27 protein-coding genes are annotated in these 26899 nt (G+C 72.0%); 17 read left to right on the top strand and 10 right to left on the bottom strand.

What is annotated here, in order from left to right:
• The first annotated feature begins 114 nt into the window (after positions 1-114).
• The 5 genes from ACLHRZ_RS23360 (at position 115) to ACLHRZ_RS23340 (ending at position 2652) form a co-directional block, all read left to right on the top strand.
• Positions 115-807, top strand: coding sequence for a hypothetical protein (locus ACLHRZ_RS23360; protein WP_490420442.1), 693 nt, complete (start codon positions 115-117; stop codon positions 805-807).
• A gap of 95 nt (positions 808-902) precedes the next feature.
• Positions 903-1082: a hypothetical protein gene (locus ACLHRZ_RS23355; RefSeq protein WP_227723055.1), complete on the top strand. Its 180-nt coding sequence runs from the start codon at positions 903-905 to the stop codon at positions 1080-1082.
• 129 nt (positions 1083-1211) lie between these two features.
• Positions 1212-1607, top strand: coding sequence for a BlaI/MecI/CopY family transcriptional regulator (locus ACLHRZ_RS23350; RefSeq protein ID WP_466992258.1), 396 nt, complete (start codon positions 1212-1214; stop codon positions 1605-1607).
• Positions 1608-1616: 9 nt separating this feature from the next.
• Positions 1617-2153, top strand: coding sequence for an amino-acid N-acetyltransferase (locus ACLHRZ_RS23345; protein ID WP_490420441.1), 537 nt, complete (start codon positions 1617-1619; stop codon positions 2151-2153).
• Between the two features lie 163 nt (positions 2154-2316).
• Positions 2317-2652, top strand: a complete 336-nt coding sequence (locus ACLHRZ_RS23340) for a histone-like nucleoid-structuring protein Lsr2 (protein ID WP_490420440.1) — start codon at positions 2317-2319, stop codon at positions 2650-2652.
• On the opposite strand, the gene ACLHRZ_RS23335 is transcribed toward ACLHRZ_RS23340, so the two are convergent.
• Complete coding sequence (locus tag ACLHRZ_RS23335; RefSeq protein WP_490420439.1) at positions 2583-3248, bottom strand: SCO3374 family protein; 666 nt, start codon at positions 3246-3248, stop codon at positions 2583-2585. The genes ACLHRZ_RS23340 and ACLHRZ_RS23335 overlap by 70 nt on opposite strands.
• Positions 3249-3728: 480 nt before the next feature.
• Here ACLHRZ_RS23335 and ACLHRZ_RS23330 point away from each other — a divergent pair, with 480 nt between their 5' ends.
• Together ACLHRZ_RS23330 and ACLHRZ_RS23325 are read left to right on the top strand one after the other, a co-directional pair.
• Positions 3729-6257 (top strand): ATP-dependent Clp protease ATP-binding subunit, encoded by a 2529-nt coding sequence (locus ACLHRZ_RS23330; protein ID WP_490420438.1) that lies wholly within the window; start codon positions 3729-3731, stop codon positions 6255-6257.
• A 314-nt stretch (positions 6258-6571) separates the two neighbouring features.
• Entirely contained in the window at positions 6572-7276 is a 705-nt protein-coding gene (locus tag ACLHRZ_RS23325) for a M23 family metallopeptidase (protein WP_490420437.1), read from the top strand.
• Between the two features lie 86 nt (positions 7277-7362).
• On the opposite strand, the gene cseC is transcribed toward ACLHRZ_RS23325, so the two are convergent.
• The 5 genes from cseC to ACLHRZ_RS23300 form a co-directional block, all read right to left on the bottom strand.
• Positions 7363-8664, bottom strand: coding sequence for a two-component system sensor histidine kinase CseC (gene cseC / locus ACLHRZ_RS23320; RefSeq protein WP_490420436.1), 1302 nt, complete (start codon positions 8662-8664; stop codon positions 7363-7365).
• Positions 8665-8679: 15 nt separating this feature from the next.
• Positions 8680-9387, bottom strand: a complete 708-nt coding sequence (cseB, locus tag ACLHRZ_RS23315; RefSeq protein WP_490420435.1) for a two-component system response regulator CseB — start codon at positions 9385-9387, stop codon at positions 8680-8682.
• A 7-nt stretch (positions 9388-9394) separates the two neighbouring features.
• A complete protein-coding gene (locus ACLHRZ_RS23310) occupies positions 9395-10057 on the bottom strand; it encodes a hypothetical protein (RefSeq protein WP_490420434.1) in 663 nt (220 codons plus the stop codon).
• Positions 10045-10593, bottom strand: a complete 549-nt coding sequence (locus ACLHRZ_RS23305; protein ID WP_490420433.1) for a SigE family RNA polymerase sigma factor — start codon at positions 10591-10593, stop codon at positions 10045-10047. The genes ACLHRZ_RS23310 and ACLHRZ_RS23305 overlap by 13 nt, the downstream gene beginning before the upstream one ends.
• 255 nt (positions 10594-10848) lie before the next feature.
• Positions 10849-11754: an HhH-GPD family protein gene (locus ACLHRZ_RS23300; RefSeq protein ID WP_490420432.1), complete on the bottom strand. Its 906-nt coding sequence runs from the start codon at positions 11752-11754 to the stop codon at positions 10849-10851.
• A 127-nt stretch (positions 11755-11881) separates the two neighbouring features.
• Between ACLHRZ_RS23300 and ACLHRZ_RS23295 the strand changes: the two genes are divergently transcribed.
• The 3 genes from ACLHRZ_RS23295 (at position 11882) to ACLHRZ_RS23285 (ending at position 13570) form a co-directional block, all read left to right on the top strand.
• Complete coding sequence (locus ACLHRZ_RS23295; RefSeq protein WP_171083678.1) at positions 11882-12127, top strand: hypothetical protein; 246 nt, start codon at positions 11882-11884, stop codon at positions 12125-12127.
• Between the two features lie 37 nt (positions 12128-12164).
• Positions 12165-12653, top strand: coding sequence for a pyridoxamine 5'-phosphate oxidase family protein (locus tag ACLHRZ_RS23290; RefSeq protein WP_490420431.1), 489 nt, complete (start codon positions 12165-12167; stop codon positions 12651-12653).
• Between the two features lie 107 nt (positions 12654-12760).
• Complete coding sequence (locus ACLHRZ_RS23285) at positions 12761-13570, top strand: hypothetical protein (RefSeq protein ID WP_490420430.1); 810 nt, start codon at positions 12761-12763, stop codon at positions 13568-13570.
• Positions 13571-13662: 92 nt separating this feature from the next.
• On the opposite strand, the gene disA is transcribed toward ACLHRZ_RS23285, so the two are convergent.
• A complete protein-coding gene (disA, locus tag ACLHRZ_RS23280; RefSeq protein WP_490420429.1) occupies positions 13663-14787 on the bottom strand; it encodes a DNA integrity scanning diadenylate cyclase DisA in 1125 nt (374 codons plus the stop codon).
• Positions 14788-14919: 132 nt separating this feature from the next.
• Positions 14920-16368, bottom strand: coding sequence for a DNA repair protein RadA (radA, locus tag ACLHRZ_RS23275; RefSeq protein ID WP_490420428.1), 1449 nt, complete (start codon positions 16366-16368; stop codon positions 14920-14922).
• A gap of 246 nt (positions 16369-16614) precedes the next feature.
• On the opposite strand from radA, the gene ACLHRZ_RS23270 reads away from it, so the two are divergent.
• On the top strand, positions 16615-18099 hold the full coding sequence (locus tag ACLHRZ_RS23270; RefSeq protein WP_490420427.1) for a BACON domain-containing protein: 1485 nt from the start codon (positions 16615-16617) through the stop codon (positions 18097-18099).
• A 20-nt stretch (positions 18100-18119) separates the two neighbouring features.
• Here ACLHRZ_RS23270 and ACLHRZ_RS23265 read toward each other — a convergent pair whose 3' ends face one another.
• Positions 18120-18989 (bottom strand): DUF3109 family protein, encoded by an 870-nt coding sequence (locus tag ACLHRZ_RS23265; RefSeq protein ID WP_490420426.1) that lies wholly within the window; start codon positions 18987-18989, stop codon positions 18120-18122.
• 45 nt (positions 18990-19034) lie between these two features.
• Here ACLHRZ_RS23265 and ACLHRZ_RS23260 point away from each other — a divergent pair, with 45 nt between their 5' ends.
• The 4 genes from ACLHRZ_RS23260 to ilvD all read left to right on the top strand — a co-directional run bounded on the left by ACLHRZ_RS23260 (position 19035) and on the right by ilvD (position 23437).
• Positions 19035-19967, top strand: coding sequence for a Ppx/GppA family phosphatase (locus ACLHRZ_RS23260; RefSeq protein ID WP_490420425.1), 933 nt, complete (start codon positions 19035-19037; stop codon positions 19965-19967).
• 77 nt (positions 19968-20044) lie between these two features.
• Positions 20045-20869 (top strand): sugar phosphate isomerase/epimerase family protein, encoded by an 825-nt coding sequence (locus tag ACLHRZ_RS23255; protein ID WP_171083662.1) that lies wholly within the window; start codon positions 20045-20047, stop codon positions 20867-20869.
• Positions 20866-21492, top strand: coding sequence for a TetR/AcrR family transcriptional regulator (locus ACLHRZ_RS23250; protein WP_490420424.1), 627 nt, complete (start codon positions 20866-20868; stop codon positions 21490-21492). The genes ACLHRZ_RS23255 and ACLHRZ_RS23250 overlap by 4 nt, the downstream gene beginning before the upstream one ends.
• A 100-nt stretch (positions 21493-21592) precedes the next feature.
• Positions 21593-23437 (top strand): dihydroxy-acid dehydratase, encoded by a 1845-nt coding sequence (ilvD, locus tag ACLHRZ_RS23245; RefSeq protein ID WP_490420423.1) that lies wholly within the window; start codon positions 21593-21595, stop codon positions 23435-23437.
• Between the two features lie 24 nt (positions 23438-23461).
• Here ilvD and ACLHRZ_RS23240 read toward each other — a convergent pair whose 3' ends face one another.
• Positions 23462-25597: a protein kinase domain-containing protein gene (locus tag ACLHRZ_RS23240; protein WP_490420422.1), complete on the bottom strand. Its 2136-nt coding sequence runs from the start codon at positions 25595-25597 to the stop codon at positions 23462-23464.
• A 202-nt stretch (positions 25598-25799) separates the two neighbouring features.
• Here ACLHRZ_RS23240 and ACLHRZ_RS23235 point away from each other — a divergent pair, with 202 nt between their 5' ends.
• Together ACLHRZ_RS23235 and ACLHRZ_RS23230 are read left to right on the top strand one after the other, a co-directional pair.
• On the top strand, positions 25800-26054 hold the full coding sequence (locus tag ACLHRZ_RS23235) for a hypothetical protein (protein ID WP_490420421.1): 255 nt from the start codon (positions 25800-25802) through the stop codon (positions 26052-26054).
• A 38-nt stretch (positions 26055-26092) separates the two neighbouring features.
• A complete protein-coding gene (locus ACLHRZ_RS23230) occupies positions 26093-26572 on the top strand; it encodes a hypothetical protein (RefSeq protein WP_490420420.1) in 480 nt (159 codons plus the stop codon).
• Positions 26573-26899 lie beyond the last annotated feature (327 nt).

Raw genomic sequence — 26899 nt, 5'->3', positions numbered from 1 at the left:
CATTCGCGCCCCGGGACATTTGCGGGGAACCCGGTTCCGGCCGGGTTCCGGCGCATGCCACGCCGAAATGACGGAATAGGCCAAAATTGTCCGTTTAGCACTTAAAGTCGGTGCATGCCCACGCCTTATGGATCCCGCGGCGGCATGGCGTTCAGCGCGGACGAGCTGCGCGTACTGCGTCGTGCCCTCGCCATCGCACTCCGGCCCCACTCCGTCCTCCGGCACCCCGGTCCCGCGCGGGCCGAGGAGGTGCAGGACTGCCTCCGGCTCGTCGAAGCCGTGGACGAGGCGGCCCGCGAGGGCGGCAGGCTGCGCGCCTTCCTCCTCGCCGACCTCGCCCGCTACCGCTCCGCCCTGCCCGGGGCCGCGCCCGGCTATCTGGAGCGCCTCCAGGACGCCCTGGCGGCGGGCTGCCGGCCCGGCGCGGAGGACGTCGCCGCGCTGCGAACGCTCTGCGCGGCCGCGTCCGGCAGGGCCGAGGCCGGCCGTCGCGCGGCGCTGCTGCGCCGCTGCGAATGCATCGCCCAGGCCGCCGTGCCGGCCTCGCGCACGGACGGTGCGCCGATGGCGCGGCGCACCCGGCTGCTGGCCCTGCCGGGCGGGCGGACGGCGCCGGAGGAGGCGGACCGGCCCAAGCCCGGCCCCCGGCCGGCGGCACCGGAGAAGCCCGCGGAGCCGCCCGCCGCCCCCCGCCCGCAACCCGCCGCCCCGCGGCCGGACCGCCCCATCCCGACGCCCGGCGAGGTGTTCCCGCCGCGCCGCAAGCCCGCCCCGCCGCCGGGGGGTCTGGCGGTCCGGCCTGCCTGAGGGGCCTGCCGGAGTTCTCCGCGGCGGTGCGCGTAATCTGGACGGGTCGCTCAGCAACCGCAGCATCAAGACCCATCCAGAAGGAGCCGACGGCCATGGACTATGTCGCCGCGCTGGTCCCGCCCGTGGTGATGGCGGTGGCTTTCATCGCGCTGATCGTGACGATCGTCAAGAGCCAGGGCGGTGCGAACAAGGCCAAGGAGGACGCCGCGGTCGACGCCGCGTTCGCCCGCGCCGAGGCCGCACGGCAGCCGGCCGAGGGTTCCGGGGCCTGAGGGCCCCGGCCCGCACGGGCCTCCGCTCTGCACAGGGCGTACGTTCCGGGAGGGAATTTCCCGGAACGTACGCTCTTTTTGCTGCCGCGATAAACCGGCATTCGAGACATCTCCCACTATTATTCGCGTGTGGTTCGACGCCTGGGTGAGCTGGAAGACGCCGTGATGACGCGCGTGTGGGAGTGGAACCGGCCGGTCACTGTTCGGGAAGTCCTCGAGGACCTTCAGCAGGAACGGTCCATCGCCTACACGACCGTGATGACCGTAATGGACAACCTGTATCAGAAGGGCTGGCTGCGGCGGGAAGCCGAAGGCCGGGCCTATCGATATGAGGCGGTCTCGAACCGGGCGGCGTACTCGGCCGCACTGATGAACGAAGCCTGGTCGGTCAGCGACAACCCCGCCGCCGCGCTCGTCGCCTTCTTCGGCATGATGTCGGCCGAACAACGCGAGGCCCTGCGCGATGCGATCCGGGTCGTCCAACTCGACGGGCCCGGCGAGCCCCCCGGCACGCCGGGACGATAGCGTCCGGCTGTGTCCACTGCATCTGTCAAGGCTGCTCAATCAAATGCCGTCACCGTCCGTCGGGCCCGGACCAGCGATGTGCCCGCGGTGCGCGAGCTCATCAACACCTACGCCCGCGACCGCATCCTCCTCGACAAAGCCACGGTGACGCTTTACGAGGACATCCAGGAGTTCTGGGTCGCCGAGCGCGACGAGGACGGTACTGTCATCGGGTGCGGTGCACTGCATGTGATGTGGGAAGACCTCGCCGAGGTCCGCACTCTCGCCGTCGACCCGGGCGCGCGGGGTGCGGGAGTCGGGCACCAGGTACTGGACAAGCTGTTGCGGACCGCCCGCTGGCTCGGCGTGCGGCGCATTTTCTGCCTCACCTTCGAAGTCGACTTCTTCACGAAGCACGGCTTCGTCGAGATCGGTGAGACCCCGGTGGACGGTGATGTCTACAGCGAGCTGCTGCGTTCCTATGACGAGGGCGTTGCCGAGTTCCTGGGTCTCGAACGAGTGAAGCCGAACACCCTTGGCAACAGCCGGATGCTTCTGCATCTGTGAAGCGCGGTCCCTATGTCCGAATCGCGCCCCTATCGTGCGGGCCCGGAAGGCATCGTTCCCACCGGGAAGGCGGGCTGAACCTTCCCCGGGGGTTTGTGTTTTTCCGGGAAAGGCGGTTTGCTATTCCTCCGTAATCCCTTTTCCGCTGATGAAAGGAATCCCCGTGGCGCAGAAGGTTCAGGTCCTTCTTGTCGATGACCTCGACGGCGGCGAGGCGGACGAGACCGTGACGTTCGCCCTGGACGGCAAGACCTACGAGATCGACCTCAACACCGCCAACGCGGACAAGCTGCGCGATGCTCTGGAGAGCTTCGTGAAGGCGGGCCGTCGCACCGGTGGCCGCTCCGCCGGTACGCGCGGGAAGGCCCGCGCCGTGTCCGTCGGCAGCCCGGACACCGCGAAGATCCGTGCGTGGGCCAAGGAGAACGGCTACAACGTCAACGACCGTGGCCGCGTCCCCGCCGACATCCGTGAGGCGTACGAGAAGGCCAACGGCTGATCCGGCTGATCTCCCGTCGGCTGACGCCTGCGTGCCGCTTCGGCGCGCAGCAGCCGGGCCCGGTGGCACTCCGTGGCCGCCGCGCTCACGAGCCGTACGAGACCGGGGGCGGCACCTTCGCCCCCGAGGCCGGTCGCCGGCAGCGTCGGCTCGACCTCGCACCCCGGCCGGGGAGGCCGCATCCAGACGGCCTCCTGTGCGGCTCCGGGGCCGCCCTCCGGACCGCCCTGCCCGCGGCCCCGGGCCGCCGGTGCGGGGGCAGTGATCCGGCCGCCGGACCCCTGTGCGGTCAGATCCAGGGCGACCCCGCCCCATTCCAGCCATTCGAGCAGCCCCGGCAGCTCGTCGGCACCGCCCGCCGCGGTCAGGAACCAGATCCTCCGGGCGCGGGGATCGAAGGCGACGGGACCGGCCGGCGGCAGCCGCTGCAGCACCGCCAGCCCGGCGTCCACGGGCAGCCCCAGGGCGTCGAACAGCACCCCGGTGAGCAGTTCCACGGGCGGCCCGTCCGCCACCGGCCAGCCGAGGGCCTGCTCGTACCACTCGCGCCGTGAACAGGGCGCGGGACCATGGAGGTGCGAAGGGGCCGCCGTCATGAACGGTGCAACTGTGAAAGCCCCAAGAGGTTACGCAGAGTGGGGAGTTGGGCACGCTGTGTGTAGGGGATGCGGGGCGCGCAGGCGCTCCCGATGGCGCGAGGGTGTTCGCCCGTAGCGGAGGGGCGGTGCCCGCGCCGCATGGGACGTCCGTGCCCGCGGGTAGGACATTCCCCGTGGGGAGAGGCGGTATAGCAGCGCGCTCGGCGCATCGCCGGGGCGGTGTGCGGGTCCGGGGCTGGCGTGTCGGGCCAAGCGGGCGTTCGCCATGGGCGTAGTGGTGGTGGGCGTATATGCCTGGCCTGCGGGAACATCGTCTCCCAACATCGGGTTGGAGCAGATGTCGGCTGTTCGGGGCAGGAGGCCAAGGACGGGTGTCGGCAGTTGGAATGAGCTGTCCCGCCCAGCGGGACTAGCATGCGGAAGGACAGGGAGGGGACCGACCCCTAACTGCCTGACCGCTCTGAGGAGCGATTAACGATGTTCGAGAGGTTCACCGACCGCGCGCGGCGGGTTGTCGTCCTGGCTCAGGAAGAAGCCCGGATGCTCAACCACAACTACATCGGCACCGAGCACATCCTCCTGGGCCTGATCCACGAGGGTGAGGGTGTCGCCGCTAAGGCCCTGGAGAGCCTCGGGATTTCGCTCGAGGCGGTCCGCCAGCAGGTGGAGGAGATCATCGGGCAGGGCCAGCAGGCTCCGTCCGGCCACATTCCCTTCACCCCCCGTGCCAAGAAGGTCCTGGAGCTGTCGCTCCGCGAGGCCCTCCAGCTCGGCCACAACTACATCGGCACGGAGCACATCCTGCTCGGCCTGATCCGCGAGGGCGAGGGCGTCGCCGCCCAGGTCCTGGTCAAGCTGGGTGCCGATCTCAACCGGGTGCGGCAGCAGGTCATCCAGCTGCTCTCCGGCTACCAGGGCAAGGAGGCCGCCACGGCCGGCGGCCCGGCCGAGGGCACGCCCTCGACCTCGCTCGTCCTGGACCAGTTCGGCCGCAATCTGACGCAGGCCGCCCGCGAATCCAAGCTCGACCCGGTCATCGGGCGCGAGAAGGAGATCGAGCGGGTCATGCAGGTGCTGTCCCGCCGTACGAAGAACAACCCGGTCCTCATCGGCGAGCCCGGCGTCGGCAAGACCGCCGTCGTCGAGGGGCTGGCCCAGGCCATCGTCAAGGGCGAGGTGCCCGAGACCCTCAAGGACAAGCACCTCTACACCCTCGACCTCGGTGCCCTCGTCGCGGGCTCCCGCTACCGCGGTGACTTCGAGGAGCGCCTGAAGAAGGTCCTGAAGGAGATCCGCACCCGCGGCGACATCATCCTGTTCATCGACGAGCTCCACACCCTGGTGGGTGCGGGCGCCGCCGAGGGCGCGATCGACGCCGCCTCGATCCTCAAGCCGATGCTGGCGCGGGGCGAGCTGCAGACCATCGGCGCCACCACGCTCGACGAGTACCGCAAGCACCTGGAGAAGGACGCCGCCCTCGAGCGCCGCTTCCAGCCCATCCAGGTCGCCGAGCCGTCGCTGCCGCACACGATCGAGATCCTCAAGGGCCTGCGCGACCGCTACGAGGCCCACCACCGGGTCTCCATCACGGACGAGGCCCTGGTCCAGGCCGCCACCCTGGCCGACCGCTACATCTCGGACCGCTTCCTGCCGGACAAGGCGATCGACCTCATCGACGAGGCCGGCTCCCGGATGCGCATCCGCCGGATGACCGCGCCGCCGGACCTCCGCGAGTTCGACGAGAAGATCGCCGACGTGCGCCGCGAGAAGGAGTCCGCGATCGACTCGCAGGACTTCGAGAAGGCCGCTTCCCTGCGCGACAAGGAGAAGCAGCTGCTGGCCGCCAAGGCCAAGCGGGAGAAGGAGTGGAAGGCCGGCGACATGGACGTCGTCGCCGAGGTCGACGGCGAGCTGATCGCCGAGGTCCTGGCCACCGCCACGGGCATCCCGGTCTTCAAGCTGACCGAGGAGGAGTCCTCCCGCCTGCTGCGCATGGAGGACGAGCTGCACAAGCGCGTCATCGGCCAGAAGGACGCCATCAAGGCGCTCTCCCAGGCCATCCGGCGCACGCGTGCGGGCCTCAAGGACCCGAAGCGCCCCGGCGGATCGTTCATCTTCGCCGGCCCCTCGGGTGTCGGTAAGACCGAGCTGTCCAAGACGCTCGCCGAATTCCTCTTCGGCGACGAGGACGCCCTGATCTCCCTCGACATGTCGGAGTTCAGCGAGAAGCACACCGTCTCGCGGCTCTTCGGCTCCCCGCCCGGATACGTGGGTTACGAAGAGGGCGGTCAGCTCACCGAGAAGGTGCGCCGCAAGCCGTTCTCCGTCGTCCTCTTCGACGAGGTCGAGAAGGCCCACCCGGACATCTTCAATTCGCTGCTGCAGATCCTGGAGGACGGTCGCCTGACCGACTCCCAGGGCCGCGTGGTCGATTTCAAGAACACGGTCATCATCATGACCACCAACCTCGGCACCCGGGACATCTCCAAGGGCTTCAACCTGGGCTTCGCCGCCCAGGGCGACGTCAAGACCGGGTACGAGCGGATGAAGGCGAAGGTCAACGAGGAGCTCAAGCAGCACTTCCGGCCGGAGTTCCTCAACCGTGTCGACGACACGGTGGTCTTCCACCAGCTCAGCCAGGACGACATCATCCAGATCGTCGACCTGATGATCGCCAAGGTGGACGAGCGCCTCAAGGACCGCGACATGGGCATCGAGCTCAGCGCGGACGCGAAGCAGCTGCTCGCGAAGAAGGGCTACGACCCGATCCTGGGTGCCCGGCCGCTGCGCCGCACCATCCAGCGCGAGATCGAGGACATCCTGTCCGAGAAGATCCTCTTCGGGGAGCTGCGTCCGGGCCACATCGTCGTCGTCGGTATCGAGGGCGAAGGCGAGGAGAAGAAGTTCACCTTCCGTGGCGAGGAGAAGTCCGCGCTTCCCGACACCCCGCCGGTGGAGTCGGCGACGGGTGGCGGCGCCGGGCCCAACCTGTCCAAGGACGCGTAACGGCGCCCTGGGCGCCCGCTGCACCGGATGACCGGCCCCGGAACCGCGAAAGCGGTTCCGGGGCCGAAGTCTTGCCCGCGCCCGCCTCCGGGCCGTGACAAGACGCACAGGCCGATTCCTTCGTACTAGGCGGGATAGCAGAGGGAGACCGCCGCAGCGGCCCGCCGTGCGCCGGATTCCCGGCCCCGTTCCTACGGCCCTCCTTAGGAGGTGCCCGCTTTGGTCCGGCACGCGGAAACGCGTTACCAAGGAGAGAGCCCCCGGCCCGTGGCCGGGGCTCGTTCATGTCCGGGAACCTTGGAGGCCTCATCCGTATGCCGAAGCGCGCCGTTTTCTGCAACGTCAGCACGTCCGTCCGCACCCGCGTCGCCGCCATGGTGGCCGCCGGGCTGGGGGCGTCGCTGTCATGCGGAGCGGGCGCGGCGCTGGCGGCGGAGCCGGCGCCGGAGCTGCAGGAGATTCCGGCGTACGCGGCCGCAGCCGCCGTCGGCGATGCCCTGCACGCGCAGGCCGCCACGCAGCGGCAGGCCGCGGAGAGGGAGAAGCGGGCCGCCGAGACGGAGCGGGCCAACCGCGCCGCGGAGGAGCGCCGCCGGATCGAGGCGTGGGTCGCCCCGGTCGACGGGTACGAGATCGGCCAGCCCTTCGGCATCGACGGCAGCCACTGGGCCAACAAGCACAGCGGCCAGGACCTCGTGGTCCCCACCGGCACCCGGGTCAAGGCCGTGCACGGTGGCACGGTCGTCAAGGCCGGCCCGAACGGCGGCGGCGACGGGCCCGCGTACGGCAACGCCATCGTCGTCAAGCACGGTGACGGCACGTACTCGCAGTACGCGCACCTGTCGACGGTGGAGGTGAGCGTGGGGCAGGCCGTGGGCACCGGTCAGGAGATCGGGCTGTCCGGTTCCACCGGGAACTCGACCGGGCCGCATCTGCACTTCGAGATCCGTACGACCGCGGATTACGGTTCCGCCGTCGAGCCCGGCCGCTTTCTGCGGGATCACGGGGCGGGGCTCTAGCCGGGCGGTCGGCTGTGCGGCGGGGTGATCCTCAGGGCCTGTCCGATGGGTCAGCACAGGCCCCGCACTGACCCATCGGACAGGCTCTAGTCCGGCACCTGGATGATCGGGAACGTTCCCGTGTCCGTCGGGGACGACTCCGGGAGCCAGAGGACCGCGATCGCGCCCCCGCCGCCCGGCCCGGCCGGGTCCGCGTTGCGGAAGGTCAGGCGGGCGCCCAGGACGCGGGCCTGGCCCGCGGCGATGGTCAGGCCCAGGCCGTGGCCCTTGCCGGCGCGGTCCGCACTGCCGGTGCGGAACCGGCTCGGGCCCTCCTTCAGCAGTTCCTCGGGGAAGCCGGAGCCGTGGTCGCGGACCCGGACGACCCGGCCCTCGACCGTGACCTCCACGGGGGTCCTGCCGTGCTTGGCCGCATTGGCCAGCAGATTGCCGAGGATGCGCTCCAGGCGGCGCGGGTCCGTGGAGACGTAGGCCTCGCGCAGCACCCGCACCCGGGCCTCCGGCAGGAACGCCCGGACCCGGCGCAGCACGAACTCGCCGAGCTCGATGTCCTGCATCTCGGCCCGCTCGGCGAAGCCGTCCAGCCGGGCGACCTCCAGGACGTCCTCGACCAGGGTGCGCATGGCCTGCGCCCGGTCCCGGACGAGCTCGGTGGGGCGGCCCGGCGGCAGCAGTTCGGCGGCGGTCAGCAGGCCGGTGACGGGGGTGCGCAGCTCGTGGGCGATGTCGGCGGTGACGCGCCGCTCGGCCTCCAGCCGGCTGCGCAGGGCCTCGGCCATGCCGTCGACGGCGCGGGCCAGGTCGTCGGTCTCGTCGCGCACCCGGCCGCCGATGGCGTCGCGGACCCGCACGTCGGGGTCGCCCTCGGCGAGCCTGCGGGCGGCGACGGAGGCCTTGCGCAGCCGGCGCGAGAGCTGGCCGCCGATGAGGATGCCGAGCGCGGTGCCGCCGAGCACGACGGAGACGGAGCCGATGATCAGGGCCCGGTCGAGGTCGTCGAGGATGTCGAAGCGGTCGTCGAAGCGGTTGTGGATGGAGAGGATCTTGCCGTTGCGCAGCGGCACCGAGGCCCACACCTCGGGGGCGCCGCTGCCGCTGTCCTGCAGGTACGTGGCGCGCTGGCCCAGGTCGGCGGCCTCCCGCAGGGGCTTGGGCAGGGCGGGGTCGTCCAGCTTGGCGCGCAGCATCAGCTTGCCGCCCGAGGACTCGTAGAAGCGCTGGGCGATCTGCACCCGGGAGTCCATGACGTCCCGGGCGCTGTTGAGCATGGAGACGCGCGCCGCGTTGTGCACCACCAGGCTCAGCGCGACGGCGACGAGCGCACCCACCGCCGCGATGGCCAGGCTGACCTTCCAGCGCAGACCGCTGCGGAGGGCGAGCTTCACCACGGGACCACCGGACGCTCAGCCTCTGAGCTTGTAACCGAAGCCGCGGACCGTCTCGATCCGGTCCTGGCCGATCTTGCCGCGCAGCCGCTGGACGTGGACGTCCACGACCCGGGTGTCACCGCCCCAGCCGTAGTCCCACACGCGCTCCAGCAGCCGGTCGCGGGAGAGGACGGTGCCGGGGGCGGTCGAGAACTCCAGCAGCAGCCGCATCTCGGTCGGGGTGAGGGCGACCGGGTCGCCGGCCTTGCGGACCTCCATGCCGTCCGTGTCGACCTCGAGGTCGCCGAAGCGCAGCACACCGCCGTCGAGGGCCTCGGGTTCGCCGTCCGCGGTGCCCGTGCCGTTGCCGCTGGCGTGGCCGAAGCGGCGCAGCACGGCGCGGATGCGGGCGACGAGCACGGCGCCGTCGAAGGGCTTGGTGACGTAGTCGTCCGCGCCGGCCTCCAGGCCGAGGACGACGTCGATGGAGTCCGCCCGCGCCGACAGCATGATCACGGGGACGGTGGACTCGTCGCGGATCCGGCGGCACAGGCTGACCCCGTCCAGGCCCGGCACCATCACGTCGAGCAGGGCGATGTCGGGCCGCTGGGCGCGGAAGCGCTCCAGGCCCGTCAGACCATCCGGCACCGCGGTCACCATGAAGCCGTCGCGCTCCAGCGCGAGCTGCGTCGCCTCGCGGATGACGTCGTCGTCCTCGACGAAGAGCACATGCGTATCGGCCACGCCGCTCTCAGCCCTCCGTTCCCGTACTCGGCACCTTGCCGGTGTTGCCCACCTTGCTGTAGTCGGTGTGCGTCCGGCCCGTTTCCTTGAAGTCGTCGTTCGCCCACTGGTACGTCAGAACATCCTGCCCCGAAGGGCAGCACACCGCGTCGCCGGGCGCGTAGACCTGTCTGGTGACCTGAAGGTCCTTGCGGTCTATGTCGGCATAGACGGGTGACTGCTCGGCGGTGAAGACGTTCTCGTAGGCGTCGCCGGACTCGTCCTTCGCACGGTACACATACGAACCCACGCCGAACGAATCACCGCAGGTCAGGATGTTGACGACGACGTCGGGCCGGGGACCGCCGGTGAGATTGCCGTAGATCACGTCGACCGGGTACTGGTCCTTCGTGCACGGCTTGAGGTTCTTCTTGATCTGATCGCTGACCTTGGGGTCGTTCTTGATCAGCTTGACGGCGTCGACCTTCTCCTGGACGGGAGCGGCCGACGCCGAGGGGATCCGCGTCGCCTTGGCGGCGGACTGGGTCTGCGCGGGACCCTCCTTGCGCACACCCTCGCTGCTGCCACTGCACCCGGCCAGCAGAAGACCGGCGGCAGCGGCCATTGCGGCGACCGCGCCACCGGTGATCAGTGCCGGCTTGTTCTCAGCCGCCTTTTTCAGGCCGCGCACCGTTCCTGCCCCCGCTCGTTGCGCTCCAGGGCGTGGAAGTCGAGGTCCCGGGCCTCCAGCTCCTGACGCAGCCGGGCCAGGGCCCGGTGCAGCGTGCTCTTGACCGTGCCGGTCGACATGCCGAGCGCCTCCGCGGTCTCCTCGGTGCTCATCTGCTCCCAGTGTCGCAGCACGACCACGCTGCGCTGCTTGGGCGCCAGGACACCGAGGACGTCCATCAGCAGGGCGCGGTCGGCGTGCTGCTCGGTGCCGTCCTCGACGCTGGCGTCGGGGAGCTGCTCGGTGGGCACCTCGTCGAGCTTGCGGGCGCGCCACCACTCCGTACGAGTGTTGATCATGACACGGCGCAGGTAGGCGTCGGCCAGCGACTTGTCCGCTATGCCGTCCCAGCGGCCGTAGGTGCGCACGAGAGCGGTCTGGAGCAGGTCCTGCGCGTCGATGGGGTCCGGGACGAGGCGGCGGGCGCTGCGCAGGAGAGCGTCCTGACGGTTGCGCACGTACTCTTCGAAGTCCAGAACCTTGCCGCTGCTGGCCATTCTCGCAGCCTCCATTCCGCTTGTCGTCCCCGTGCCTCGCTGGTGGTCCTCCAGCACGGGAAGGACGCTACGGAGACGCTGTTGCGGCGTGATGTGCGAGAGCCCGTCGGCTGGAGCACAGCTATCCATAGGTTGTGTAACAGCGGGACCCGTGGGGCGGGAAAGTACGTGGAAACAGCGGCTCTGTCCGATTCCGTGCTGTGTTCGCGGGCGTGCTTCCGTAACGATCCCGGCGTACCGCCCGCGGGATTCCCGTCAGGTCAGCGGCAGCCGGTACGTGCCGTCCGGCAGCGGCTCCACCAGGCCGTCGGACACCAGCCCGTCCAGCGCCCGGGCGCGCTGCACCGGCTCGTCCCACACCGCGTCCAGCGCCCGCTGCGGCACGGGCGCGACCGCCTCCCGCAGCACTGCCAGGAGCTTGCCGCGCACCTGCCGGTCCGTACCGGCGTACGTCTGGCCGCGGCGCGGCGGGCCGTCGTGGGCGGGGGAGCCCGCCGCCCGCCACACGCAGCGGTCCGCGATGGGGCAGCGCCCGCACGCGGGCGTGCGCGCCGTGCACACCAGCGCGCCCAGCTCCATGGTCGCCGCGGCCCAGCGGGCGGCCACCGGCTCCTCGTCCGGCAGCAGCGCCCGGGCCAGCCTGCGCTCGGCGGCCGTCGTGGCGTTCGGCGGGTACTGGGCGCCGCTCACGGCCCGCGCGAAGACCCGGCGGACGTTGGTGTCCAGCACCGCGTGCCGCTGTCCGTACGCGAACGACGCCACCGCCGCGGCCGTGTACTCGCCGACCCCCGGCAGCGCCAGCAGCTGCGCGTGGTCGCTCGGGACCTCGCCGCCGTGCTGCTCCGCTATGGCCGAGGCCGCGGCGTGCAGCCGCAGCGCGCGCCGCGGATAGCCGAGGCGGCCCCAGGCGCGCACCGCCTCGCCCGGCGGCTCGGCGGCCAGTGCCGCCGGCCGCGGCCAGCGGGCCAGCCACTCCTCGTACACCGGCAGCACGCGGCTGACCGGCGTCTGCTGCAGCATGAACTCGCTGACCATCACGCCCCACGCACCGGCCTCCGGGCGGCGCCACGGCAGGTCGCGGGCGTGCTCGTCGAACCAGTCGATGACGGGCGCGTGCAGCAGGGGCGGGACGGCGGCGGGGGTTCCGGGCATGGCAGTCATGGCGCTCCCGATCCTGGCACGGGCGGGCCCGGGGGCGAAACGCGCAGGCCTGGCGGGCCTTCCCGTTCGGGTGATCGTGCTCGTCAACCGGTGCGTGCGGAAAGCGCGTTCGGCGACGATGGGCGGCATGGAAACCGGCCGTGACGCCCCGCCCGTGGTCTGCTGCAGGGTGTGCGCGAACCCGCTGTGGTGGGACGTCACACCCGTCCCCGGACTCGCGCCGGGCTGGTACTGCTCGACGTGCCGGCACCCGCCGGAGCGGTTCCTGAACTCCGCGGCCGCGCCGCCCGTCTGCCCGGAGGGGTGCCCGAGCTCGATCGTGGAGGCGGGATCGGCCGGAGGGGCCCGGAAGTTCCTCTGCCACCGGAGCTGACCCGGACCGCGCCGGGCCGCGGTGGTGGAATGGGATCATGACGCCGCACCGCTCCGGCCCGCCGCTGCCGGCCGACATCCGGGCCGCCCTGGACGCGCACACGACCATGACCCTGGCGTACGCCGACGAGGACGGGCCCCAGGCCTGCGCCGTCCTCTACGCCGTCGCGGCCGGACCCGCCGGCCCCGCTCTCGTCTTCGTCACCTCCGTCACCACCCGGCACGGCCGTGCCCTGCTCGGCGGAGAGGGCCGCGTCGCCTTCACCGCCCAGCGCGACGGACAGGAGTGGTCCGCCCTGACCGGCCTTCAGGGCCGCGGCACCTGCCGTCGCCTGGACGGCGAGGAGCGCGCCGCCGCGTGGGAGGCGTACCGCACCCGCCACCCCTACGTCGAGCAGACCGAGCGGCTGCGGCAGGCGATGGAACGGACCGACCTCTGGGAACTGCGGCCGGACTGGCTGCGATTGATCGACAACGGGAAGCGTTTCGGCCACAAGACCGAGTGGGATGTGACGGATTATCACTGACCGTGACGGTCAACAGCCCTCTGTTACCGGGCAGATGATGAGAAAAGCAGGCACTCCTACGGCGGGTACTGGCTGGTGCGCCGCCCGATCTCTCGTAGAGTTTTCGCGTGGGATCACTGCGCAATCCGATCGGGCCGCTTCCCTCCTCCATCTACTGGCGGCGGAGGGCGGCGGCAGTGGGCGTGCTCGCCCTCATCGCCCTGCTGGCGTTCTGGCTGCTCTCCCTCGGGGGCGGCGGGGGGTCCAAGGACTCCGCCGACGGCTCCTCCGACGGCAAGGGCGGACCTGCCGAGACCACCATCACCCCCGGGCCCACCCCGTCCGGGCCGCACTACAGCCAACGGCCGGGCGGGCGCGGTGACTCCGGCAGCGGCGGGGCCGGCGGGGGCGGCAGCGGCGGTGCCGCGGGCCGCAGTGGCGGCGGCGGTGGGGCCGGCGGGGGCGTGATCGGCTTCGGCGGCGGTCCGGGCCTGGCGGTGACCGGGGACGGCAAGGCCGTGCTGTCCGTGTCGAAGTTGCCGGACTGCGCCTCGGGTTCGGTCAAGCTGGCCGTGCGCAGCGTCAAGGACTCCTACGGGCCGGGCGAGAAGCCGAAGTTCGAGGTCGTGGTGGAGAACACCGGCGGCAGCGCCTGCAAGGTGGACTTCGGTGCGGCCGCCGCCCTGCTGAAGATCGTCGGCACCGGCGGCGACGACCACGTCTGGGCCTCCGACGACTGCCCGGTCGGCACCTCCTCCCTGTTCGTCGAGCTCCCGGGCTCGGGCGAGACCAAGCGCACGCTGGAGTGGGACCGCAAGCGCAGCGCCCCGCAGTGCGCGACGCCCTCCGGCAGCCAGACCGCCGGGCCCGGCACCTACCGGGTGGAGGTCAAGGTTGCGGGTGTCACCGAGAAGGTGGAATTCAAGCTGGAGCAATGAGGCGTACGTATGCGAAAGGGGCGCGATCTCGCGCCCCTTTCGCATACGTACATCGGCGTATGTCTTATACGCAGTGCCTCATGGGCAGTGCCCTATACGTAGCGCTCCAGGATCGAGGACTCGGCCAGGCGCGAGAGGCCCTCGCGGACCGAGCGGGCGCGGGCCTCGCCGACGCCGTCGACCGTCTGCAGATCGTCCACGCTCGCGGCCAGCAGCTTCTGCAGCCCGCCGAAGTGGTCCACCAGCCGCTCGATGATGGCCCCCGGCAGCCGGGGCACCTTGGCCAGCAGCCGGTAACCGCGCGGGGAGACGGCCGAGTCGAGCGTCTCGGGGGAGCCGCTGTAGCCCAGGGCCCGGGCCACGATGGGCAGTTCGAGGAGCTCGGCGTGGGTGAGGGAATCCAGCTCGGAGAGCGCCTCGGGGACCGTGCGGGTGCGCTTCGCCGTCGGCTCGGGCACGTAGTCCCGCACGACCAGCTCGCGCTCCGGCTCGACGCCCGCGATCAGCTCGTCCAGCTGGAGCGACAGCAGCCGGCCGTCGGTGCCCAGCTCGACCACGTACTCCGCGATCTCGGTCGCGATGCGGCGCACCATCTCCAGACGCTGGGAGACGGCGGTGACGTCGCGGACGGTCACCAGATCCTCGATCTCCAGGGCGGAGAGGGTGCCCGCGACCTCGTCGAGACGGAGCTTGTAGCGCTCGAGGGTGGCCAGCGCCTGGTTGGCGCGGGAGAGGATGGCGCCGGACTCCTCCAGCACGCGCCGCTCACCGCCCACGTACAGCGCGATCAGCCGCATCGACTGGCTCACCGAGACCACCGGGAAGCCGGACTGGATCGACACCCGCTGCGCGGTGCGGTGCCGGGTGCCCGTCTCCTCGGTGGGGATCGAGGCGTCCGGATAGAGCTGGACGCCGGCCCGCACGATCTTGGTGACGTCCTTGTCGATGATCAGCGCACCGTCCAGCTTGCACAGCTCGCGCAGGCGGGTGGCGGTGAACTCCACATCGAGGACGAATCCGCCGGTGCACATCGACTCGACGGCCTTGTCCATGCCGAGGACGATGAGTCCGCCGGTGTTGCCGCGAAGGACTCGCTCCAGGCCGTCGCGCAAGGCCGTGCCGGGCGCGACGGCGCTCAGCGAAGCGCGCATCAGACCGTCGGAACCGGAGCCACCCCCGGCCCTGCCGGGGCCCGATGCCCGGTCGTTGGCTGCCACTGCACTCCTCCGGTCGCAAGGTCAACGGTGCCGCAGGCCGCCCTGCTGTCGCGTACGTGACGGGACCGCTGTCGGACCGGTGTCGCATACGTACGGGCGGGACCAGGGCAAAGTCTACTGGCGCCCAGCCTATTAAAGGGGGCTCTCGTCCGGTCGGGCCTGCGCCCCCGCCTCCGGCCGCTCCGCCCGGCGGCCCTCCCGGCGCGGGCGCCCCGGCAGCACCCGGAGCGCCTCGCCTATGTCCGCCACCTCCAGCACCCGCATGCCCGGCGGGATCTTGCCGGGGTCGGCCGGGACCAGGGCGTGCGTGAACCCCAGCCGGGCCGCCTCGGCCAGCCGCCGCTGGACACCCGTGACCCGGCGGACCTCGCCCGCCAGGCCCACCTCGCCGATGGCCACCAGATTCTTCGGCAGCGGGGTGTCGCTCGCCGCACTGGCCAGGGCGAGCGCGACGGCCAGGTCGGCCGCGGGCTCGGAGAGCCGCACGCCGCCGACCGTCGCGCTGTAGATGTCGCGCTTGCCCAGCGCGCTGATCCGGCCGCGCTGCTCCAGGACCGCGAGCATCATCGAGACGCGGGACGTCTCCAGGCCCGAGGTGGTGCGCCGCGGGGAGGGGATCTGCGAATCCACCGTCAGCGCCTGGACCTCGGCCACCAACGGACGGCGGCCCTCCAGGGTGACCGTCAGGCAGGTGCCGGGGACGGGCTCGGCGCGCCGGGTGAGGAACAGGCCCGAGGGGTCGGCCAGGCCCGTGATGCCCTCGTCGTGCAGCTCGAAGCAGCCGACCTCGTCCGTCGCGCCGTAGCGGTTCTTCACGCCGCGCACCAGGCGGAGGCGGGCGTGCCGGTCGCCCTCGAAGTGCAGGACGACGTCGACCAGGTGCTCCAGCAGGCGGGGGCCCGCGATGGCGCCGTCCTTGGTGACGTGGCCGACCAGGAGCGTCGACATGCCGCGCTCCTTGGAGGCCCGGATCAGGGCGCCCGCCACCTCGCGCACCTGGGCCATGCCGCCCGGGGCGCCGTCGATCTCCGGGGAGGCGACCGTCTGCACCGAGTCCAGGACCAGCAGCGAGGGCTTGACCGAGTCGAGGTGCCCGAGGACCACGGACAGATCCGTCTCGGCCGCCAGGTACAGGTGATCCGAGAGGGCGCCGATGCGGTCGGCGCGCAGCCGCACCTGGCTCGCCGACTCCTCGCCCGTCACATAGAGCGTGCGGTGCTCCTCGGAGGCCGCGCGGGCGGCCACGTCCAGCAGGAGCGTCGACTTGCCGACGCCGGGCTCGCCCGCGAGCAGCACCACCGCGCCGGGGACGAGCCCGCCGCCCAGCACCCGGTCCAGCTCGGGCACGCCCGTGCCGCGGGCGGTGGCCTGCCGGCCGTCGACCTGGGCGATGGGAAGCGCGGCCGAGGTGACCCGGCCGGCGGCCGTCGTGCGCACGGCGGGCGCGCCGAACTCCTCGACCGTGCCCCACGCCTGGCACTCCGGGCAGCGGCCGAGCCACTTGACGGTGGTCCAGCCGCACTCGGTGCAGCGGTAGGAGGGCCGGTCCTTGGCGGACGAGCGGGAGGTACGGGCAGCCATGCGAGCCACCGTAGCGGGGGCCACCGACAGCGGGGTGCCGCGGGCGCCCGCAGCCGGGCACGCGGCGGTGCCCGTGCCGTGGTTCGCGCCCCGCGCGCCGGAGTCCTCCCGCCGAGTGCGCCACATACGCAACTTGGGACGGAATGAACGGTTCCTGTCCCCTTTCGAGGGAGCGATTCACCTGAACGGCGTAATCCTCAGTGAGCCAGGCGGACGAGGCCGCGGGGCCGCCCTACCGTCGCCGGGATGACGAGCAGGCCCGAGCCCCCCACGCATGCCACCGGCGCGCTCCGCGCCTCCCGCCGTGCGCCGCGCGCGGCCCAGCCCACGGTCGTCGCCGCCCCCGACCGCGCCGCCGAGCCGGACGGCCTGCCCCGCCGCCCGCTGCCCGGCGACGGCCGGCGGGCCGCCCCCCAGGGGCCGGCCGAGCGCCACGAGCCGTACCTGGACGGCCTGTTCACCTACTGCCTGTCCGTCCTGTGCGAGCACGAAGCCGCCACCGCCGCGCTCGGCGAGGTCCTCGCGCTCGCCGAGCGCCGGGCCGACCGCGCCCCCGCCGCCGAGGAGCTGCAGCGCGCCTGGCTCTACGCCCTGGCCCGCTGGGAGTGCCTGCGCCGGCTCGCCGGGCCGGGCCCCGGCCGCGGCCCCGACGGCACCGCCGACCCCCGGCGCCGGGCCGAACTCGCCCTGCTCGCCTGGCCCGAGGCCGCCGGCACCACGGCCGAGCAGCGCGAGGCGCTCGAACTCGCCGTCCGCCACGGGCTCGCCCCGCACGAGGTCGCCGCCGTGCTGCGGCTGGACCCCGACGCCGCCCGGACCCTGCTCTCCACCGCCGCCTGCGAGGTCGAGCGCACCCGCACCGCCCTCGCCGTAGTGGAGTCAGGCCGCTGCCCGGTCGTCTCCCGCTTCGCCGAGGGCACCGAGGTCCTGCTCGGCGCGGCCCTGCGGCGCGAACTCGTGCGGCACGTCGACGAGTGCGCCGACTGCCGCCGCACCGCCGAGCGCGCCACCGCCGGGGAGCCGTGGCCCGGCACCGCGGCCTCCTCGGCCACGCTGCCCGTGCTGGAGGCGCCGCGGCCCGCGGCGCGCGCCGCTATGCTGCACGCCCTCGACCCGCGCCTGCAGCGCCAGCGGGTGACGCCGCGCTTCGACCGCGGCGGCTTCCCCCTCGCCCCCAAGGACCGCGCCGCACGCCGCAGTCGGCTGCGGAGCGGGGCGGTCACGACGACCGTCGTCGCGACCGTCGTCGCCGCGCCGGTACTGGCGCTGTGGGCCGCGTACCGGGGCGAGGAACAGGGAACGGCCGCCGTCTCGGCCACCGAGGCCGACAGCCTGAGCGGGCATCCCTACGAACAGGAACAGGAGCCGTACGAGGACGCGTCCTCGCGGGAGTCGGCCGGCCACCGCATCTCCGACCTCTCGGTCGCGGTGACCGGACCGGACAGCCGCACGACCGCCCGCGGTCCCGGGCGGCTGACCGTGGAGGCGCAACCGAGCGGCGGGGCCACGCTCATCACCCTCACCGCCAGCGGCGGCGAACCGGTGAGCTGGTCGATGTCGGCGAGCGCCCCGTGGCTCCGCCTGAGCCAGCCGGGCGGAGTGCTCCGGCCCGGCCGGTCGATCACCGTGACGGTGACGGTGGACCACACGAGGGAGCCCGCCGGGCACTGGCGGGCCAAAGTGGCCATCGCCCCGGGAAGGTCGACGGTGACGATCGAGGGGGGCGGCTGACGTCTTGCAGCTGCGGGCCGTCAGTGACTGGTCGCGCAGTTCCCCGCGGGTGCCGGGTCAGCCGGGTGCGGAGCCATCGGCAACTGCGCCGCAAGGCGTTCCTCGCACAGCTCCACCAGCCGCCCGTACCCCTCCTTGCCCATCAGCTCCATCAGCTCCGCCCGGTACGACACGTACACCGGCTCCCCCGCACCGTGCGCCGACTTCGCCGACGTGCACCACCAGTGCAGGTCGTGGCCGCCCGGACCCCAGCCGCGGCGGTCGTACTCGCCGATCGTGATGCGGAGCACCTGAGTGTCGTCCGGCCGGTCGATCCAGTCGAACGTCCGGCGCACCGGCAGCTGCCAGCACACGTCCGGCTTGGTCTCCAGCGGCTCGCGGCCCTCCTTGAGGGCCAGGATGTGCAGGGAGCAGCCCGCGCCGCCGGCGAAGCCGGGACGGTTCTGGAAGATGCACGAGCCCTTCCAGCGCCGCGTCTGCCGCTCGCCGTCGTCGTCGGTCTGCGTCCAGCCGGAGTCGGAGCCCACGTCGTGGAACTGCCAGATGTCCGGCGTGAGCCGGGCCACGTGCCCCGCGACGCGCGCCTCGTCGTCCTCGTCGGAGAAGTGGGCGCCCAGCGTGCAGCAGCCGTCGTCGGCGCGCCCGGCCTTGATGCCGTGGCAGCCGCTGCCGAAGATGCAGGTCCAGCGCGACGTGAGCCACGTCAGGTCGCAGCGGAAGAGCTGTTCGCCGTCGGCCGGATCGGGGAATTCCACCCACGCCCGGGCAAAGTCGAGCCCGACCTCGTCCGAGGCCCTCAGGGCCTTGGCGGCCTTCTCGGCGAGCTTCGCCTGCTTCTTGGCGGCTTTGTCCCGCGCTTTGTCCGGGTCGGCCTTCTTCGTCTTTGCCACCCCTCAAGCCTATGCGGCCCCCGACCCCGCAGTAGCGTTCAGGCCATGAGACTCGGTGTCCTCGACGTGGGTTCCAATACGGTCCATCTGCTGGTGGTGGATGCGCACCCCGGTGCGCGCCCCCTGCCCGCCCACTCCCACAAGGCCGAACTGCGCCTGGCGGAGCTGATCGACGACGAGGGCGCCATAAGCGATGCCGGGGTCGAACGGCTCATCGCCGTGATCAAGGACGCTCTGGAGGCGGCCGAGGACAAGGGCGTCGAGGAGGTCCTCCCCTTCGCCACCTCCGCCGTCCGCGAGGCACCCAACGCCGACGACGTACTGGCCCGCGTCCAGCAGGAGACCGGTGTCACCCTCCCCGTCCTCACCGGCGACGAGGAGGCCCGGCTCACCTTCCTGGCCGCCCGCCGCTGGTTCGGCTGGTCGTCCGGAAAGCTGCTTGTCCTCGACATCGGCGGCGGCTCCCTGGAGGTCGCCTACGGCATGGACGAGGAGCCCGTCGTCGCCTCGTCCCTGCCGCTCGGCGCCGGCCGGCTCACCACCGCCTGGATTTCCGACGACCCCTCCGACCCCGCGGACGTCCGGGCGCTGCGTCGGCACGTCCGTACCGAGATCGCCCGCACCGTCGGCGACTTCGCCCGGCACGGCGAGCCGGACCGCACCGTCGCCACGTCCAAGACCTTCAAACAGCTCGCCCGCATCGCCGGCGCGGCCCGCTCCGCCGAGGGCCTCTACACCCAGCGCACCCTCAGCCGGAAGGCCCTGGAGGACTGGGTGCCCCGGCTCGCCGAGATGACCGCCGCCCAGCGCGCCGCCCTGCCCGGCGTCTCCGAGGGGAGGGCACCCCAGCTGCTCGCCGGGGCCCTCGTCGCGGAGGCGGCCATGGACCTGTACGGCGTGGACGAACTGGACATCTGCCCCTGGGCCCTGCGCGAGGGCGTCATCCTGCGCCGCCTGGACCACCTGCCCACGGGATGACGGCCGTCCGCCGGGTGACGTGCCGCACGTCCGGACCACCTGCCCCCGGCGGGAGGGCCGGGCATACGCTGTCCTTCGTGACAGAGCCAGTGGTGCGCATTCCGGATGCGAAGGTCGCGCTGTCCACGGCTTCGGTCTACCCGGAGTCGACGGCGACGGCCTTCGAGATCGCCGCCCGCCTCGGCTACGACGGCGTCGAGGTCATGGTGTGGACCGACCCCGTCAGCCAGGACATCGACGCCCTGCGCCGGCTGTCGGACTACCACCAGGTGCCCATCCTGGCCGTTCACGCCCCCTGTCTGCTGATCACCCAACGCGTGTGGTCGACCGATCCCTGGGTCAAGCTGCAGCGCGCCCGCACGGCCGCCGAGAAGCTCGGCGCGAGCACGGTCGTCGTCCACCCGCCGTTCCGCTGGCAGCGGTCCTACGCGCGCGACTTCGTGCGCGGCATCTGGCGCATGGCCGACGAGACCGACGTCCGGTTCGCCGTGGAGAACATGTACCCCTGGCGCTACCGCGACCGCGAAATGCTCGCCTACGCGCCCGACTGGGACGTCACCAAGGACGACTACCGGCACTTCACCGTCGACCTCTCGCACACCTCGACCGCCCGGACCGACGCCCTCCAGATGATCGACCGCATGGGCGACCGCCTGGCCCACATCCACCTCGCCGACGGCAACGGCTCCGCCAAGGACGAACACCTCGTCCCCGGCCGCGGCAAGCAGCCCTGCGCCGAACTCCTGGAACGGCTGGCCGTCAGCGGCTTCGACGGCCACATCGTCATCGAGGTCAACACCCGCCGCGCCATGTCCGCGGCCGAGCGCGAGGCCGACCTCGCCGAGGCCCTCGCCTACACCCGCCTCCACCTGGCCTCCCCGACGGGCGTGCCCCGGCCGTGACCGAGACCCCCGGCACCCCGGCCCCGCGCAGACGCGGCCGCCCCGCCCGCGCCGACGCGGACGGCGGCCCCGGCGCCCGCGAGCGCATCGTCGCCGCGGCCCGCGCCGAGTTCGCCGAGCACGGCTACGACAAGGCCTCCATCCGCGGCATCGCCCGCGGCGCAGGCGTCGACCCCGCCCTCGTCCACCACTACTTCGGCCCCAAGGAACAGGTCTTCGCGGCCGCCGTGGAAGTGGTCGCCGCACCCGTGCTCGAAGCCCCGGACATCGTCCTGGCGGGCGGCCGGGACGAGATCGGGGAGCGGCTGACGCGCTTCTTCCTCGGCGTGTGGGACAACCCCGTCAGCCGCGCGCCGCTGCTCGCCGTCGTCCGGTCGGCCATCGCCAATGAGACCGCCGCCGCGATCTTCCGCGACCTGCTCAGCACCCGGCTGATGGCCCGGATCGCGGACGGCCTGGACGTCCCGGACGCCCGGCTGCGGGCGGAGCTGGCCGCGTCCCAGCTGGTCGGGGCCGCACTGCTGCGCCACGTCATCAGGATCGAACCTCTGGCGTCCGCGGACTTCGAGCAGGTCGTCGCCATGCTCGCGCCGGCCGTGCAGCGGCACCTCGCGGGGGAGTGAACGCCGGCCCCCGTCTCACATTCCGGCGATCCTGTCCGGATCCCGGATCCCGGGCGTAGGCTCGGGAGAGCAGGACTGCGACGAGGAGTGGAGCAGCACAATGCCCGAGCTGAGGTCCCGTACCGTCACACACGGCCGCAACATGGCGGGCGCCCGAGCCCTTCTGCGGGCAGCCGGCGTAGCGCGCGAGGACTTCGGCAAGCCGATCGTCGCGGTGGCGAACAGCTTCACCGAGTTCGTCCCCGGCCACACCCACCTCCAGCCCGTCGGCCGGATCGTCTCCGACGCGATCAAGGCGGCGGGCGGCGTGCCCCGCGAGTTCAACACCATCGCCGTCGACGACGGCATCGCCATGGGCCACGGCGGCATGCTCTACTCGCTGCCCTCCCGCGACCTGATCGCCGACTCCGTCGAGTACATGACCGAGGCGCACTGCGCCGACGCGCTGATCTGCATCTCCAACTGCGACAAGATCACGCCCGGCATGCTGATGGCCGCCCTGCGGCTCAACATCCCCACCGTCTTCGTCTCCGGCGGCCCGATGGAGGCCGGCAAGACGACCCTGGTCGACGGCACCGTCCGCACCAACCTCGACCTGATCAGCGCCATGTCCGAGGCCGTCTCCGAGAGCGTCTCCGACGAGGACCTGGCCCGCATCGAGGAGGCCGCCTGCCCGACCTGCGGCTCCTGTTCCGGCATGTTCACCGCCAACTCCATGAACTGCCTCGTCGAGGCCCTCGGCCTGGCCCTCCCGGGCAACGGCTCGACGCTCGCCACCCACACCGCCCGCAAGGACCTCTACGAGGCCGCCGGCCGCACCGTCGTCGAGATCACCAAGCGCTGGTACGAGCAGGACGACGCCACCGTCCTCCCGCGCTCCGTCGCCTCCCGCGCCGCCTTCGAGAACGCCATGGCCCTCGACGTGGCCATGGGCGGCTCCACCAACACCGTCCTGCACCTGCTGGCCGCCGCCCAGGAGGCCGGGCTCGACTTCGGCATGCCGCACATCGACGCCGTCTCGCGCCGCGTCCCCTGCGTCTGCAAGGTCGCCCCCAACGGCTCGTACCACATGGAGGACGTCCACCGGGCCGGCGGCATCCCCGCCATCCTCGGCGAGCTCCAGCGCGCCGGGCACCTCCACGAAGAGGTCCACAGCGTCCACGCCGACTCGCTCGCCGAGTGGCTCAAGCGCTGGGACGTGCGCGGCGGTTCGCCGAGCACGGAGGCCGTCGAGCTCTTCCACGCCGCACCCGGCTGCGTCCGCTCGGCAGAGGCCTTCTCCCAGTCCGAGCGCTGGCAGACCCTCGACCTCGACGCCGCCGGCGGCTGCATCCGCGACACCGCCCACGCGTACTCCGCCGACGGCGGCCTGGCCGTCCTCCACGGCAACCTCGCCGTCGACGGCTGCGTCGTGAAGACGGCCGGCGTCGACGAGTCGATCTGGACGTTCGAGGGCCCGGCCGTCGTGGTCGAGTCCCAGGAGGAGGCGGTCGACGCCATCCTCACCAAGCGCGTCAAGGAAGGCGACGTCGTCGTCGTCCGCTACGAGGGCCCCAAGGGCGGCCCCGGCATGCAGGAGATGCTCTACCCCACCTCCTTCCTCAAGGGCCGCGGCCTGGGCGCCAAGTGCGCCCTCATCACCGACGGCCGCTTCTCCGGCGGCACATCGGGCCTGTCGATCGGCCACGCCTCGCCCGAGGCGGCCTCGGGCGGCACGATCGCCCTCGTCGAGGACGGCGACCGGATCCGCATCGACATCCCGGCCCGCTCGGTCGAACTCCTCGTGAGCGACGAGGAACTGGCGGCCCGCCGGGAGGCGCTCGGCGGCCGGTACGCGCCGAAGGCCCGCGACCGCAAGGTCTCGCAGGCCCTGCGCGCCTACGCGGCGATGGCCACGAGCGCCGACAAGGGCGCGGTCCGGGACATCAGCCGGCTGGAGAACTGAGGCCGGTGGCGGTGACGGGCCCCGTCACCGCCACCCCGCCGGATCGAGCCCGTCCACCGCGAACACGGTCCCGTCCGGCGCCGTCCCGAACACCTTCCCCTCCGCCACCACCGGCGCCGGCACCATGTCCACCAGACCCCCGGCCGCCCGACCCGGGCGCGGCCCCGTCTGACCCAGCAGTGCACCCTCGCCGCTGTCCACGGCCAGCAGCCGCCCGTCCGCGGCCGAGAAGTACAGACGGTTGTTGTCCGCAGTCACCAATTGCGACGCATTGGAGACGGATGTCTCCAGCCGCCACAACCGCCCCCACTGTCTGCTCCCGCCCGCCTGCTCCGTCCCGACGGCCGTCAACCCGCCGTCCGCAGACAGCAGATACACCTGATCGCCCTGTGCCACGGCACTCGATACCTGCAACCGTGCGGTCAGAGGCACCCGTACCTCCCGCGATCCGCCCGGCTCGTAACGCACGACGGACGTGATGCGCTGCTCGGTGTCGTTCTCGGTGAAGAACACCGCATCCTCAGGACCCGTGCCCACGGTCGACAGATTGCCTCTGCCCGACCAGTCCCACAGCGTCCGGCCGGTCACCGGATCGACGGCCACGACCCGGGTGCGCCGGCCGTCCGGTGCCGGGGCCACCGCGTACGCGGGTCCGTTCCCGTAGAAGGAGAAGACGGGCTTGATGCCGTCGGGAAGCCCGTGGCTCCACCGCTCCTTGTTCGTCGCACCGTCGACCGCCGTGACCGTACCGCCCGCACCGACCAGCAGCACCGTGTCGCCCGCATAGAAGATCCGGCCCCCGTACGCGGACACGTCACGCGTCCAACGCGGCTCACCGGTCCGGGGATCGAGCGCGGACAGCTCCCGCTTGTCCGGCGACAGCGCATGCACCAGACCGCCGGACACATGCGGCGCACTCGGCGCACCCCGGCCCGGCAGCGTGGCGACGGCCCCCCGCCGCCAGGCCACCTTGCCGCCCGTGACGTCCACCCGCGCAGCGTGCACACCCCGCGCCGAGCAGTACAGCGCACCGTCCCCATAGGTACAGAACCCGGTGCGCACCTCACCGTCCTGCGCAGCGCCGCCGTCCGGGACGATCGTCTCCCAGGGCTGCCACGAGGAGCCGGCCGCGTGCGGCTGCGACTGCTGCGGGCGTTGAGACTCGTCAAGTTTGTCTATCTCTTCGCTCAGCAGCCACGTGCCGCTGGCGGTGAGCGCCACGATGGCCACGGCAGCGACCGTGAGCCACCGCCCGCGGGGCAACCGGCGGGGCACGCCGGAGGGCTCGGGCGCAGGAACGGGCACGGGCTCCACCACGACCGGAACGGGTACGGGCGCGGGCGCCGCCTCCTCCTCCGCCACCGGACGGGACAGCCGGGCCATCAGCACGTCCGGCGTCGGCCGCTCCGCCGGTTCCTTGGCCAGACAGTCGCGGATCAGCGGCACGAGATCGTCGGGCACGCCGGTCAGATCGGGATCGTCGTGCACGACCTGGTACGCGACGATGTACGGGCTGTCCGACTCGAACGGCCCCCGCCCCGTCGCCGCGAACACCAGCAGCGACGCCAGCGCGAACACATCCGCCGCAGGCCCGACCTCACGCGGCCGCTGGAACTGCTCGGGCGCCATGAAGGGCGGCGTACCGATCAGCTTCCCCGTCTCGGTGCGCAGTTCGCTGTCGTACGGACGCGAAATACCGAAGTCGATGACCTTGGGCCCGTCCTCCGCGAGCAGCACATTGCTCGGCTTGAGATCGCGGTGCACCACCCCCGCACGGTGGATGTCCCGCAGCGCCTCCGCCAGACCGGCCGCCAGACGCCGCAGTTCGCCGTGGGCAAGGGGACCGTTCCGCTTCACCCGGTGGGCCAGCGTGGGACCGGGGATGAAGACCGTGGCCATCCAGGGCCGCTCGCTGTCCGGGTCCGCATCCACCACCGACGCCGTGAACGCCCCGCTCACCCGCCGTGCCGCCGCGACCTCCTGCCGGAAGCGCGCCCTGAACTCGGGATCCACCGCGTACTCGGCGTGCACCACCTTCACCGCGAGGCGCCGCCCCGAAGCGGAACGGGCCAGGTGCACCACTCCCATGCCCCCGGAGCCGAGCCGGCTCTCCAGGCGGTACCGACCCGCGTACTCGGGATCGTCCGCTTCCGGGCGCATGGCCCCCACCCCCGTGTTGTTCGGCCGTAGACGGCGGCGCGAGCCTAATCGATGACACCCGCCAGACCCGGGAGCGCGTGCGGCGGGTTGTAGCCTGCCGTTGCATTTACATATGTCTACATACATCTCACGTGCATCAGGCGCCCCGGACGCATCCCGTGCGTCGCCGGAGCCCTGAGCACTCTCACGGGGGAGAGCCGCGATGGCCGACACCTACCCGATCGCACCCGGCTACCAGGTCAACGTCCGCCGCGGTCCGAGCACCGACAGTGAGCTCGTGAAGGTCCTCCCGCAGGGCTCCCGGATCCCGATCCGCTGCCAGACCTACGGCGAGACCGTCTCCGGCCCCTGCGGCACCTCGAACGTCTGGGACAACATCGGCTCCGGCCAGTTCGTCTCCGACGCGTACGTGAAGACGGGCAGCAGCGGGCTCGTGGCGGACCGCTGCTCGGGATGAGCCGGGATGAGAACGGGACGGACCGGGATAATCGAGCCATGAGCGGCGAGCACACGGCAGCGGACGGCCCCCGTCCCGAGCCGATCCGGTTCTTCGGCACGACCTGGCTGCACCACGACGGCGGCTATGCCCTGCGGCGCGCGGGCGTGGGCCTCGGCGCACTGCTCGCAGCGGCGGCAGGCGCGTTCGTCCTGCGCTTCGGCTACGAAGGGCTGACGATCGCCAAGGTCGGCAGCCTGGTGAACGTGCTGGTCGTGGTCGGTTTCGCGGTCTGCAGCGCGCTCGCCTTCCGCCGCACCTGGGAGGACTTCGTCCGACGCCGGGACCGAGCGGCGGACGCCGCGGCCGAGCGGTCGATGCAGAACCTCCTGCTGATCGGCTTCGTGGGCACGCTGCTCGCCTACGCCGTCCGCTGCCTCGTCGAGGCGCCCGGGGAGCGGCTGCACCGCAGGGAGTACGAAGAGGCCTGCGCCCGCCATGACCGCCGCAAGCGGAAGGGGCGGCGCAAGCACCCCTGAACCTCGTGTAGAGTTCTTCGAGTTGCCACGGCGTCCGCGAGGAGGCCGGGTGGCGGTTCGAGCCGCATCGGCGGCGATCACCACTTGTACGGCCCTTGATCGGGATGGATTTCGGCGTGTCCGAATTCTGTTTCGGACTCCGATTAGGAGTCGCGGGGGAAATCCGGTAAAGTAGTGATCACGCCGAAGGGCGAGAAAGACCCCGCTCCAGCAGGGGGCCGGAAACGAAATTCCGAACCGGAAACGGAACGGAAAACGGATCTGGTAAGGTTGGAAACACCGAAGGGAAGCGCCCGGAGGAAAGCCCGAGAGGGTGAGTACGAAGGA

The organism is Streptomyces sp. AM25 (assembly GCF_058146165.1).
Note: the sequence above shows the minus strand (reverse complement) of the source record. Positions and strands in the feature narration are given on the sequence as shown.